At 68.8% G+C, this 12,675-nt stretch carries 12 protein-coding genes; 8 read left to right on the top strand and 4 right to left on the bottom strand.

What is annotated here, in order from left to right; genetic code table 11:
- The 3 genes from BM150_RS00285 to BM150_RS00275 form a co-directional block, all read right to left on the bottom strand.
- Entirely contained in the window at positions 1 to 567 is a 567-nt protein-coding gene (locus tag BM150_RS00285; RefSeq protein WP_092922045.1) for a hypothetical protein, read from the bottom strand.
- A 64-nt stretch (positions 568 to 631) separates the two neighbouring features.
- The gene (locus tag BM150_RS00280) at positions 632 to 1,003 is read right to left on the bottom strand and encodes a DoxX family protein (RefSeq protein WP_092922042.1); all 372 of its coding nucleotides are present in this window, start codon (positions 1,001 to 1,003) and stop codon (positions 632 to 634) included.
- 208 nt (positions 1,004 to 1,211) lie between these two features.
- A complete protein-coding gene (locus BM150_RS00275) occupies positions 1,212 to 2,375 on the bottom strand; it encodes a glycoside hydrolase family 43 protein (RefSeq protein WP_245755169.1) in 1,164 nt (387 codons plus the stop codon).
- Positions 2,376 to 2,833: 458 nt separating this feature from the next.
- Between BM150_RS00275 and BM150_RS00270 the strand changes: the two genes are divergently transcribed.
- From BM150_RS00270 to BM150_RS00260, 3 genes are all read left to right on the top strand, one after another.
- Positions 2,834 to 3,820, top strand: a complete 987-nt coding sequence (locus tag BM150_RS00270) for a potassium channel family protein (RefSeq protein WP_342752516.1) — start codon at positions 2,834 to 2,836, stop codon at positions 3,818 to 3,820.
- Positions 3,821 to 4,073: 253 nt separating this feature from the next.
- Positions 4,074 to 4,328, top strand: coding sequence for a hypothetical protein (locus BM150_RS00265; protein WP_092923116.1), 255 nt, complete (start codon positions 4,074 to 4,076; stop codon positions 4,326 to 4,328).
- A 5-nt stretch (positions 4,329 to 4,333) separates the two neighbouring features.
- Positions 4,334 to 4,567, top strand: a complete 234-nt coding sequence (locus BM150_RS00260; RefSeq protein ID WP_092922039.1) for a hypothetical protein — start codon at positions 4,334 to 4,336, stop codon at positions 4,565 to 4,567.
- 14 nt (positions 4,568 to 4,581) lie between these two features.
- On the opposite strand, the gene BM150_RS00255 is transcribed toward BM150_RS00260, so the two are convergent.
- Complete coding sequence (locus tag BM150_RS00255) at positions 4,582 to 5,694, bottom strand: neutral zinc metallopeptidase (protein ID WP_217641275.1); 1,113 nt, start codon at positions 5,692 to 5,694, stop codon at positions 4,582 to 4,584.
- A 271-nt stretch (positions 5,695 to 5,965) separates the two neighbouring features.
- On the opposite strand from BM150_RS00255, the gene BM150_RS00250 reads away from it, so the two are divergent.
- The 5 genes from BM150_RS00250 (at position 5,966) to BM150_RS00230 (ending at position 12,516) form a co-directional block, all read left to right on the top strand.
- Positions 5,966 to 6,418 (top strand): hypothetical protein, encoded by a 453-nt coding sequence (locus tag BM150_RS00250; RefSeq protein ID WP_139219406.1) that lies wholly within the window; start codon positions 5,966 to 5,968, stop codon positions 6,416 to 6,418.
- Positions 6,419 to 6,659: 241 nt separating this feature from the next.
- On the top strand, positions 6,660 to 7,982 hold the full coding sequence (locus BM150_RS00245; RefSeq protein ID WP_092922032.1) for a M16 family metallopeptidase: 1,323 nt from the start codon (positions 6,660 to 6,662) through the stop codon (positions 7,980 to 7,982).
- Positions 7,979 to 9,346: a M16 family metallopeptidase gene (locus BM150_RS00240; protein WP_092922029.1), complete on the top strand. Its 1,368-nt coding sequence runs from the start codon at positions 7,979 to 7,981 to the stop codon at positions 9,344 to 9,346. Before BM150_RS00245 ends, BM150_RS00240 begins: the two co-directional genes overlap by 4 nt.
- Positions 9,343 to 10,287, top strand: a complete 945-nt coding sequence (gene nudC, locus BM150_RS00235; RefSeq protein ID WP_175496607.1) for an NAD(+) diphosphatase — start codon at positions 9,343 to 9,345, stop codon at positions 10,285 to 10,287. The genes BM150_RS00240 and nudC overlap by 4 nt, the downstream gene beginning before the upstream one ends.
- 108 nt (positions 10,288 to 10,395) lie before the next feature.
- Positions 10,396 to 12,516 carry an ATP-dependent DNA helicase UvrD2 gene (locus tag BM150_RS00230; protein ID WP_092922025.1) on the top strand — a complete coding sequence of 707 codons (2,121 nt, stop codon included), beginning with the start codon at positions 10,396 to 10,398 and terminating at the stop codon, positions 12,514 to 12,516.
- The last annotated feature ends 159 nt before the right edge of the window (positions 12,517 to 12,675 follow it).

The following is a 12,675-nucleotide window of genomic DNA, read 5'->3' as shown; positions in this document are numbered from 1 at the left end:
TCACGGGAAATCGGCGCCCCCGCCCTCCGCGGTGTTGGAGGTGCTCTCGGTGCTGTGCGACTCCTGTCGCAGCACGCGCTGGTACAGCAGTTCCAACAGCCACCTCTCGAACAGCGAGGTGCCGAACTCGGCTCTTCGGTCCTCCGGGGACAGCACGAGTCTGGCCGGGCCTTCCCGGTAGGTGGTGACCGCGCCGATGCCGTAGTAGTCCAGCTCGGTGAGCGCCCAGGGGCGGTAGGGGTGGTCCCCGGGAAGCACCGCCGCGCACGGGGCGATCGTGAGCAGTGTTCCGCACGCTCTGGTGGCTCGCCGAGCCTTCGAGACGCGCACCATCACACCGATCAGGTCGACGGCGGGCACCGGGACCTGCTCGGGACCGTCGGGTTCGGCCCAGGCGTGCACACCGGAGGGCTCCGCCTGTGGTGGCCAGTCGTGCGCGGTGCGCCACTGGTGCACGTCGGGGCGAAGCCGCGTGACGGCTGTGAAACGGGAGCCGAGGACCTCCACATTCGACACGAGATGACCGTGCCAGCCCAGTACGCGGGCCGCGTGCTCGAACTGCTGCACCTATGAATGGTAAGCAGGAAGGCTCAGCATTCAACAACTCCGCACGTATGAGATTACGAAAGTGTTACCGACCGGTGTTCCTGCGTACGCGTAGCGCCCACTGGATCAGGGGCAGCTGCAGGGGGAGTCTGGCGTAGGCCACGAAGCGTAGCGGAATGCTCCGATTACGGTAGTCCAGTGCCATCTTCACGTTGGCCGGGAAAACGGCCGCGAACAGGGCGGTGGTGGCCGAGGCGCCCGCCCGCCGGGTCCGGGGATGCGCCACGGCGGCGGCGCACCCCAGTTCGGCGGCTCCGGAGAGGTAGGTCCAGCCGCGTGGCGAGCCGGGCAGGCGGCGCGGCACGATCGAGTCGAACGGGCGTGGTAGCAGGAAGTGCAGCGCCCCGGTGAGCGTGAGCGAGCCCGCCAGCACAGTTGCAGAACTTGGGCGTTTCATAACGGCTACCGTGGCACGGAATCGCGTCGTCGGCAATCAACGAGGCGCGGTGATCCGGTTCCGGGTGCCGCGAATCCGTGCGGCCACCTCGTCTCCGATCGCGCGTGACCGGAGACGAGGTGGCCGCTTGTTCGAACTGGATCTCAGCGTGGACGTCGGCGGGAGGTTCCTCCGTGCGCCGCCACCACGGAAACCGCGGCAACAGGTGCTACCGATTCCCGTACTCGGTGCGCAGCCGTTGCAACTCGTCGGCGGTGATCGGGAGCACGGTGCCGTGTCGCGGGCTGTCCGGCAGGTCGTAGTTCTCCGAGATGGTCCACTCGCCGGAGTCCAGGTCGGTGGTCTCGAACGGAACGTAGCCACGACCACCGAATTCGTCGATGAACATGTACCACTTGTCCTCGGTGTTGGACTCGAAAACGGTCGGCCCCTCACCGCGGCTGATTCCCGGCTCGGACCCCGATGGCTTGCCGACGCAGTCCGCGATGAGCTCGTAGTCGGTGCTGCGCAGGTTCGGTGATCTCTCCGCGGTGATGTACTTGCCGCACGGGGCCGAGCCGGAGTTGGTTCGCTCGTCCTTGGTGAACCGGTAGTAGGTGCCGTCCTTCGAGACCACGGTGGAATCGATCACCGAGTGGCCGGGATCCTGCCACACCCTCGGTTCGCTGAAGGTGTGGAAGTCGCGGGTGGTCGCGTACATCATGCGGTTGTAGCTGTCGCCGGTGTGGTTCGGGTCGTCCGCGTCGTACAGCTTGGACGCCCAGAACACCACGTACGCGTCGATCGACTCGTCGTAGTAGGCCTCCGGCGCCCAGGTGTTGCCCGCGTTGTCGGGTGCGACCCGGACGTGGCGCTGTTCGGACCAGTGGATCAGGTCGGTCGATTCCCAGACCTCGATGTGCTTGCTGCCGTGCCGCTGTGCCTCGTCCCAGTTCCCGTCGCCGTGCATCCGCAGGTCGGTGGCGATGAGGTAGAACTTGTCACCCTCGGGCGAGCGAATGATGAACGGATCCCGGACTCCGTTCTCGCCCTTGGTGGAAGTCAGCACGGGGTCACCGTTGTTGAGCTCGTCCCAACGCAGCGCGTCGTTGCCCCGGCTGACGGCGAAATGCACCTGTTCGCCGTCGGCGCTGCCCGATCCGGTGAAGTAGGTGAACAGGTAGCCCTTCTTCGGTCTCCGCTCCGGCGGCGGAGCTTTCTCGCGTTCCTCGTCGGGCTCGTTCGCGGTCGGCCCGTGCGCCGTCGAGGTCGTCCCCTCGGCCACGCCGGTTCCGAGCGGAGCGAGTGACACTCCACCGAGCAGCAGCGACAACGTCAGAGCGGTGTACGCGGACGCCGCTCGAATTCCGGTGCGAAACGAATTTCCTGGCATGCGCGAAATTTCCCCAACCTGAGCCGGTTCCACGGGTGCTTCTGTCGTGCGGTGTGATGCGCTGTCCGAAAAGCCGTGACGATCGGGGTCTTCTCCGGGACGGATTCCTGTGCTCCGACCGGGAGATATTGTTCGGCATTCCGAACGATGTTCGAAAACTTAATGCGCGGACCGCGTACGAGTCAACGGCGGAGCGTGTCGATATCGATCAAGTCCGTGAGGTCCACGCCAGCGCGTGTTCTGCTCGGGAGGAAGGATTCGGCACCGGCGAAAACGCTCCCGGGCGGGAGCGCGAGTATTCCCTTCTCGCCGGGGCGTTACCGTTTCCGCCCGTGGACAAGCACAAGGGCCGACCCGCGCGACTCGGACGTCGTTCGCTGTCCGGACGTCGCTCCGAGGCAGCGCTGACCGACCGCCTGACGGACCGTCCGGACCACGCGCTGGTCGGGGTGGTTCGAATGCCCGCCACCGCCATCGGTCCGGTCAAATCGATCGTGCGCAGGGTGATCGGCGCCAGTCTGGCGCTCGCCGTCACCGTGCTGCTGGTGTATCTCGATCGGGGCGGTTACAGCGACACCGACGGGACCCCGTTGAGCGTGCTGGACGCGTTGTACTACGCGACGGTCTCGCTCTCCACCACCGGCTACGGGGACATCGCCCCGGTGAGCCCCTCGGCCCGCCTGGTCAACGTGCTGGTCATCACGCCGCTGCGGGTGCTGTTCCTGATCGTGCTGGTCGGAACCACACTGGAAGTGCTCACCGAACGTTCCCGCCAAGCGTTCAAGATCCAACACTGGAGGTCCAGGGTGCGCGACCACGTCGTCGTGATCGGTTATGGCACCAAGGGCAGGTCCGCCGTGACGGCCCTGCTCGGAGAGGGTGCCGAAGCGGGCAACATCGTCGTGGTGGACACCGAACCCACCGCGTTGGAGGCCGCGTCCTCACTGGGCCTGGTGACCGTCAACGGCTCCGGCACCAGATCGGACGTGCTGCGGGTCGCCGGAATCCCGCGGGCGCGTGCCGTGGTGGTGGCCCCGCCGCGGGACGACACCGCGGTGCTGGTGACGCTCACCGCCAGGGAACTGGCTCCCAAGGCGCAGATCGTGGCCGCGGTGCGCGAGGCGGAGAACGTCCACCTGCTGCGGCAGTCGGGTGCCGATTCCGTGGTCATCTCCAGTGAGACCTCGGGCAGGCTGCTGGGGATAGCCACTTCCACGCCCTCGGTCGTGGAGATGTTCGAGGACCTGCTCAGTCCGGACCTCGGGCTGGCCATCGCGGAGCGCGAGGTCGAGCGCACCGAAGTGGGAGGATCGCCGCGCCATCTCTCCGACATCGTGCTCGGGTTGGTCCGCGAGGGGCAGCTCTACCGGGTGGACGCTCCGGAGGCCGACGCGATCGAGGCGGGCGACCGGCTGCTCTACGTCAAGAAGGTCACCACCGCCTGAACGGGCATCCGTCGTGGAGTCAGCGAGTGGGCGGCCCGCTCGGATGTTCGGAGTGCGTTCGCGCGGCGGGCCGGTCTGGTCGGCTGTTCCGGCGCGAAGCGATGATTCGAACCGACGGCTAACAAGATGCCCACTGTCGTGATCTAGTCACGCTTCGTTAATGTGCCGATACTCATGGTGATATGTGGAACAGGGAGACATCCCCAGGTCCGTTCCGCGTGCGCCGTGGCGGAACGTGTCGGGAGGTGAAGCGGTGACCGAGCACTCGACGGAACGTCCCAGCGTCTACTGGGTGAAACCGGAGGGCGAGCCGAATCAGCACGCCACAATGGACATACCTCCGAGTCGGGGTGGTCCGGTGGAGCCCCTCGGCCGGCACGCCTCGGTCGATGCTCCGCCCGCCGCCGATCCCCGGCAGTACCAGATGGCCCACAACCGGCCGTTCTGCGAGGAGTGTTTCACCGCCTATCTGAAGTTGCCCACCGCCCGGCCCACTTGGAAGCACTGATCCCGATGGACACACACCACTACTGGTTGCCCGTGAGCAGTCGTAGCTCCACGCGCCTGGTCCGTCACGCCTTCCGGGGTAAGCGTTGGCAGGGCAGAGCCTCGGACACCTCGGTCTGCGGCGTGCAGTGCGCCATGGCCGAGCCCAGTGAGCTCGACTGGTTCCAGGCGCCGACGTGCTGGGACTGCACGAACATCCTGATCGAGGAGCAGGAGCAGGCCGATGCGACCCTCGAATGAGGGGCGAGCCGGGATCAGGACACTTCGGAGTCCTCGGCCGACCAGGTGTCGCACTCGGTGATCCGGTTCGTGCGGAATCCCCGGTGCGCCCACAGCCTGTTGTGTTCCGTGCTGCCGTGGCTGCGGGCCTCACCCGCTTGGTCACCCCGATTGCTCGCGTCGCGCAGCGCGGACAGGATGTGGTCGTTGTTCACTCCGCCGTGCTGCAACGCGGCCAGTGCCTGCCCGCCGTAGCAGGTTGCCTGCAGCTCGTGCCTGCGCGACAGTTCGAGTCCTTCGGAGGTCTCGGCGCCGCCCGCCTCGTGCACCGCTCTGCCGTACGCCTCGCTGATCCCGGTCATTCCCTGGAGGGCGTGGCCGAACTCGTGCGCGAACTGCCCCAGGTAGGGGCCGGCGGTCTCACGGCCCTCGATGCGCGAGTAGTGCCTGGCTGTCCAGTAGATCGTGTGGTCGCCGCCGCAGTACATGGCGGTCCGCTCCCAACCCCGATCGCCGCAGGGACTGTGCACGTCTCCGTTCGTCACGACCACGTCCGGAGTCCGCACCGGAAGATTCGCCTCCCGCAGTGCCGGGGTCCACATTTCCATCAGGCACGGTGCCAGCGACCGTAGGAAAGCCCGTTGTGCGGCCGTGTCCGTGTCGAAGGCGGGAAGGTCGCACTCGGTGTCGACCGCTCCGTTCCCCGGGATGTTGAACGGGTGCGCACCGAGTGAGGTAACCGGACGGGGACGCATCCCGGTGGGAGTGCGTTCGGACCGTCCGGTCATCGCCGGACCGCGTTGCTGCTGGTCCTCCTCCAGCGCGTGCTCGGGGGCCGGATGACTGTCGGTCGTCGGGTCCGTGGTGGGAAGTGGTGAGGGATCGACCGGGGAGATCGCGATCCCGTCGTCGCCGTGCCGCTCGTAGCTGTGCTCGCTCGCCCCCGCTCCGAAGTGCGGAAGCAGCCCCGCCGACGAGAGGAACAGCAGAATCACGCCACTCAGGACCGCCACGATGACGGCGACGGCGCCGATTCCGTCACTCGCCCGAGAAGTGTGATACGCCCCCGAGCAGTGCGAGTCGGTTCCGGAGTCGTTCACCGGAACATCGGGGTCGTGCGGCGACTGTGGGCGCTGTGGTGGAGTCATGGAAGCGTGTTGTCGGCCTGCTCCGGCACTGTCCGCTGTGGATTGAGCTGTGGACTGATTCGTCGTTCGTGTTCCGGTCCGCTGCTGTGCTTCCGACGAGCCTAACTCCCGATCGGTGTCGTTCGGTGTCCTGCCGCCGAATCAGCAGTGACCGGGATCGTTGGACCTCCGACGCGGCACAGGGCCGTCCCGAGAGAACACGTCCCGCGCCGCGCGCCGTCGCGACCGAGTTGCGAGTCGGGGAGCGCGGTTCCTCTGCGAGGATCGCGTCGTGGCGCGAGGGAGTGGTTCCGCATCGGTGTTGCTGATCCTGGTGGTGCTGTTATCGACCGGGATCGGCGCGGTGGTGATCGCGTGGTGGCCGCTGACCGACGCGTTCGGCGGTGACACCACGGTGCGGACGCGCCGCACCACCGCGACGGTGGTCCAGTCCGCCTCCTGCGCGGAACGCGACGCGCACGACCTCGTGGAGCTCACGGCGGACGGAGACGCGACCCGCGTCCCGTTCGACGGCTGCGGTCATTCCGAGGGGACGCGATTACGGGTCCGGGTGCCCGAACCGCTGGGGGACGACGCGCTCGCGCGTCCGGTCGACGCCGAGCACGGAACCGGCGGCACCGGACTGAGCGGGCGGCTCGGTTGGGTACTGCTGGTGCTCGCGGCCCTCTCCGGTGCCGGGTACGTACTGCTGCTGCGTTCCGCCCGCCCCGGGGAGCCGGGTTAGGGGTCACTCGACCGTTCTCGCCCCTCCGTTGCCCGACACGGCTCACCGCGCTCACAGGGCACCACTGCTCCGGCCGTGTTGCTCCCGACGCCGTATTCCACCGTCCACCCTTCGGTGGAATCCCCACGGAATTCCGCCCGTCGATCGCGCGTCCGGGTGGACGATTCGTCCGATCTCGGACACGCCGAGTGTTCACCAGGGTGCTCACCGCTAGGGCTTCCCGCGCACGTAGGCTGAGGGCATGGTCGAACCGCAACCGCATCGCGTCACCCTGCCCAACGGGCTGCGCGTGGTGCTCGCACCGGATGCCGAACCGGGCTCCACCGCACCCGGCGGGCCTCCGGTGGTCGGAGTCAGCGTGCACTACGACGTGGGCTTCCGTTCCGAGCCGGAAGGCCGAACCGGCTTCGCTCACCTGTTCGAACACCTGATGTTCCAGGGCAGCGAGAGTCTCGAGAAACTCGCCCACTTCCGTCACGTGCAGGGGTCCGGCGGAATCTTCAACGGTTCGACGCATCAGGACTACACGGACTACTTCCAGGTGCTGCCCTCCAACGCGCTGGAGCGCGCGCTGTTCCTGGAAGCCGACCGGATGCGTGCTCCCCGGCTCACCGAGGAGAACCTCCGCAACCAGGTGGACGTGGTCAAGGAGGAGATCCGGCTCAACGTCCTCAACCGTCCCTACGGCGGGTTCCCGTGGATCCTGCTGCCGCCCGTGCTCTACTCCACGTTCGCCAACGCCCACAACGGATACGGCGACTTCACCGATCTCGAACGAGCCACCGTCGACGACTGCGCCGCGTTCTTCGACACCTACTACGCCCCCGGGAACGCGGTACTGACCATCACCGGCGACATCGACGTCGACCACGCCACCGACCTGGTGCACAAGCACTTCGGGGACGTGCCCGCCCGTTCGGTGCCGGAACGCCCCTCCTTCGCGGAACCCGCCCCCTCGGGCGAGCTGCGGGACCGGCACCAGGACCCGCACGCCCCGCTCCCCGCGGTGGCGCTGGGCTACCGCCTGCCCGATCCGGTCGGCGAGCTGGACGAGTACCTCGCCAACGTCGTGCTCGCCGCCGTGCTCAGCGACGGTGACGCCTCCCGGCTGCAGCAGCGGCTCGTCTACCGCGACTCGCTGGTGGTGGACGTGCACGCGGGCGCGGGGTTGATGGGAGCTCCCCTCGACGCACGCGACCCGGACACCTTCACCATCACAGCCATCCACAGCCCGGAGGTGACCACCGACCGCGTCGTCGACGCCGTCGACTCCGAGCTGGAGCGGTTGGCCACCGAAGGCCCCACGGCCGAGGAACTCTCCAGAGTGACCGCGCGGTGGTCAGCCGGGCTGCACCGTGATCACGACCGGCTGGTTTCGCGCACCCTGGACCTCGGCAGCACCGAACTGCTGCACGGGCGCGCCGAACTCGTCGGGGAACTTCCCACCAGGGTCGGCGCCGTCACCGCCGAGGAAGTGGCCGCCGCGGCCAAGGCGCTCCGGCCGGAAGCCCGCGCCGTCCTGGAAATCGAACCCACCGGCGACGCCGACGGAGGTGCCGCATGACCAGCGCGACCCATCGCAGTGCCGAGCGGATCGGACACACCGAGCAGGGACCGCGGCCGCTGCCGCCGCTGGCCGAGCCGCGTGCGGGCAGGCAGCCCGAGACGGTGGACACCGTGCTCGAGAACGGGCTGCGGGTCATCGCGGCGCGCCACGGCGCGGTGCCGATGGTCGAGCTGCGGCTGCGGATTCCCTTCGCCGGTGAGGACGCCGCTCACCCGGCCAGGGCCGAAGTGCTCGCCGAGACCCTGCTCACCGGGACCGAACGTCGGGACCGGGTGCGCATGGACACCGACCTCGCCGCGGTCGGCGGCACGTTGCAGGCCGTGGTCGATCCCGAGCGGCTCAGCATCACCGGGGACGCGCTCGCCAGCGGGATGGAAACCCTGCTCGACGTGCTCACCGACGCGCTGACCGAGGCTTCCTACCCGGAGCACGAGGTCTCGGGCGAGCGGGACCGGCTGGTCGAGCGGATCACGGTCGCCCGTTCCCAGCCCCGCACCATCGCCCGCGAGGAGTTGCAGTACCACCGCTACGGGGACCACCCGTTCGCCAGGGAGGTGCCGCAGGCCGCTGACGTGGCCGAGGTGACCCCCGAACAGGTGAGGCAGTTGCACCGGGACGCGGTCCTGCCGCGCGGCTCCACGCTGGTGCTGGTCGGCGACATCGATCCCGAGGCGACCGTGGAGACGGTGCGCCGCATGACGTCCGGCTGGCACGCGGCCGGGGCGGCTCGTGAGCTTCCGGCGCTGCCCGAGGTGGTCGGCGGCGACGTCCGCCTGGTGCACCGGGAGGGCGCGGTGCAGTCGCAGCTGCGGTTCTCCGCCCAGGCGGTCCCCCGAACCGACGAACGCTACCCGGCGCTGCAGATCGCCAACCTGGTCTTCGGCGGCTACTTCTCCTCGCGTCTGGTGGAGAACATCCGCGAGGACAAGGGCTACACCTACGGCGCGCACTCCACGTTCGAGTTCACTCCGGACAACGGCACGATCCTGGTGGACGCCGACACCGCCAGCGAGGTCACCGCGGCGGCGCTGCTGGAGATCCGTTACGAGCTCGGCAAACTCGCCCTGGTCCGGCCGAGTGAGGCCGAGGTCGAGTCCGCGCGGCAGTACGCCATCGGCGGGTTGCTGACCTCGACCTCCTCGCAGTCGGGCCTTGCCTCGATGCTGATGAACGTCGCGGCTCTCGGACTGGGGCAGGACTGGTTGTCCGAACACCCCGACCGGCTGCGTGCGGTCACTCACCAGCAGGTGGCCGATGCCGCGCGCTGGTACGTCCCGACGGCGTTCACCGGGGTCGTGGTGGGAGACGCCGAACAACTCGGGGAACAGCTGCGTGGCCTCGGTGGTGTGACGCTGCCGTGACGACCTGTTCGGAGTTCGGTTCGGCATCGGAACGTGCCGCGGCCGAGGCGTTCCAGCTCGACAGCACACCGCTGCTGTCCCGTTCATCCGTGGCGCTGTCCGACCAGCAGCGGGACGATCCGGAACACGCGGCGACCCTGTGGTCCGGTGGGCGGGTGCTGCCCGTCGACCAGCGCGGCCGCGCTCCACTGGAATCGAGCGGGCGACTCGCCTGGCACCGGCCGGACGAGTTCTCCGACCACGGTGGCCACGCCGTACTGCTGGGCACGCACGACGGAGTGGCCCACTGGGGTGTCCGGGTCCGCCCCCGCGATTCCGGAGCCGACTGGCAGGGACTGCGCGCGGTGGGCGAGTGGTTGGGCGACGTGGAGGCGGCCCTGCTCACCACCGCGGTGGGGCTGCTCGCCTGGCACGATCGTGCCCGCTACTGCGCGCTGTGCGGTGCCGGAACCGAACGCATCCGCAGCGGTTGGGCCAGACGCTGCACCGGGTGCGGACACGAGGAGTACCCGCGCACCGACCCCTCCATGATCTGTCTGGTGCACGACGGCGCCGATCACGTGCTCCTCGCGCGCCAGGTCGTCTGGCCCGCCGAGCGGTTCTCGGTGCTGGCCGGATTCGTGGAGATGGGCGAGTCCCTGGAAGGGTGCGTGAGCCGCGAGGTCCACGAGGAGGTCGGGGTGCCGGTCTCCGACATCAGGTACCTGGGCAGTCAGCCCTGGCCCTTCCCGCGATCGCTGATGATGGGCTTCTCGGCCGTCGCGGACCCACGCGAGCCGCTACGGCCGGCACCCGGCGAGATCGCCGAGGCGCACTGGGTCTCGCGGGAGCACGTACGCGCGGCGCTGGGGCACGACGAACCGGTCGACGGTCTGTGGCTCCCGCCGGGCGTATCGATCGCGCACCGGATGCTGCGCGGTTGGGCCAATGTCGCGGAATGAATCCGTGCCGCTCTTCCGGAGCGGCACCCGGCCGGTGACGAGGTGTGTACTTCGTTCGCGGCGGGTGTGTCGGTCGCCACTCGTCGCGTTTCTGCGAGGATTCCCGGCATGACCGATCAACCGCGCCTGCTGGAAGGTCTCGATCCGCAACAGCGTGCCGCGGTGACGGCTCCGCGCGGTCCGGTCTGCGTGCTGGCGGGTGCGGGGACGGGCAAGACCCGTACGATCACCCACCGTATCGCCTGGCTGGTGCAGCGCGGCCTGGTCGTGCCGCAGCAGGTGCTGGCCGTGACCTTCACCGCGCGCGCGGCGGGCGAGATGCGTAGCAGGTTGCGCGGTCTCGGTGCCGACGGAGTTCAGGCGCAGACCTTCCACGCGGCCGCTTTCCGGCAACTGCGGTACTTCTGGCCGAGAGTGATCGGCGACGAGCTGTGGCCGCTGACCGAGCAGAAGTTCCGGTTGGTCACCCAGGCGGCGGGCAGGCTGCGGCTGGCCACCGACCAGGACTCGGTGCGCGATCTGGCCACCGAGATCGAGTGGGCCAAGGCGACGCTGCTCACCCCCGAGCGCTATCCGGCGGCCGCCGCTGAGCGGGGACGCGAGTGCCCGGTTCCGCCGGAACACTTCACGAAGGTCTTCGAGGGCTACGAGAAGCTCAAGAACTCGGCGAAGGTGCTGGACTTCGACGATCTGCTGCTGCACATCGCGGCCATCCTGGAGGAGAACACCGAGGTGGCCGAGCAGTTCCGCGCGCAGTACCGCAGCTTCGTGGTGGACGAGTACCAGGACGTCACCCCGTTGCAGCAGCGAGTGCTCGATGCCTGGCTCGGGCAGCGTGACGACCTCACCGTGGTGGGTGATGCCAATCAGACCATCTACTCGTTCGCCGGTGCTTCGCCCCGTTGGCTGGTCGACTTTCCGCGGCGCTACCAGAACGCCGAGGTGGTCAAGCTGGAACGCGACTACCGTTCCACACCGCAGGTGGTCACGCTGGCCAACCGGGTCATCGGCGCCGCGAGTCCGGATCGGGGAGCGGAGGGGGAGGACACCGGGTCGTCGGGAACCGAACTCACCCTGGTGGGGCAGCTGCCCGACGGCCCCGAACCGGAGTTCGCCGCGCACGACGACGAGGCCGAGGAGGCGCGTGCGGTGTCCCGCCGGATCGCCCGGCTGGCGGGCAACGGGGTGCCGTTCTCGGAGATGGTCGTGCTGTACCGCGTGAACGCGCAGTCCGAACTGTACGAGCAGACCCTGTCGGAGGCCGGTATCCCCTACCAGGTTCGGGGCGGCGAGCGGTTCTTCGCGCGCACCGAGGTGCGGCAGGCGATCACCGCGCTGCGCGGCGCGGCGAACCGGGGGAACACCGGGCCCGGTGAGCTTCCCAAGGTGGTGCGTGAGGTCCTTTCCGAGGTCGGCCTGACCGAACGGGCTCCCTCCGGCGGTGCCGCGCTGGAGCGGTGGCAGTCGTTGCACGCGCTGGCCGAACTCGCCGACGAGCTGGCGGGGCAGGTGGAGCAGGCCGACCTGACGCACTACGTGGCCGAGCTCGACACCCGTGCGTCCGCGCAGCATCCCCCCACGGTCGAAGGGGTCACGCTCGCCTCGCTGCACGCCGCCAAAGGGTTGGAATGGGACACGGTGTTCCTCGTCGGGCTCGTGGAGAAAACGCTGCCGATCCAGTACGCCGACGGGGACGAGGACGCCGTCGAGGAGGAGCGGCGGTTGTTCTACGTGGGAGTGACACGTGCCCGGCAGCGGGTTCGGCTGTCCTGGTCGACCTACCGGGGGCAGGGCGGTGGCCGCAAACGCCGACGCAGTCGGTTCCTGCGTGAGCTCGACCCCGCCGAGAACTCCGCCCCGGACTCGAAGCCGAAACGGCGGGAGAAGTCGGCCGGTTCCCGGCGGGCTCGCGAGGTTCACTGCCGGATCTGCTCGACACCGCTGACCGCGACCGCCGATGTGAAGCTGGGGCGCTGCTCCGGTTGTCCCTCGGACGTGGACGAGGAACTGCTCACGAAGCTGCGCGGCTGGCGCACCGAGCGGGCGCAACAGCTGCGGGTACCCGCCTACGTGGTGTTCAGCGATGCCACGCTGCTGGCCATAGCGGAACAGCGACCGGACGATTCCGAGGCGCTGAGCAGGATTTCGGGAGTGGGAGCGACCAAACTGGAGCGGTTCGGGGCCGATGTGCTCGGACTCGTCAACGGGAGCGATCACAGCGGCGGCTAGGAGAAGCGGCGGGTAGGACCTGTCACCTCGCTTCACGGGATGTTCGCCCACGGCCGCTGCCGACCCCGCCACGGTGTTTCCGGCACCGGGTGGGTAACTCATGCCACATCCGTCCCCGCGCGGGAGAGCGCGGGTCGGTGTGCTCCGCTCCGGTGGTTC

It is taken from the genome of Actinopolyspora alba (genome assembly GCF_900112765.1).
GTDB lineage: Bacteria > Actinomycetota > Actinomycetes > Mycobacteriales > Pseudonocardiaceae > Actinopolyspora > Actinopolyspora alba.
The sequence above is the reverse complement of the archived record's forward strand: the minus strand, read 5'-3'. Positions and strand labels throughout refer to the sequence as shown.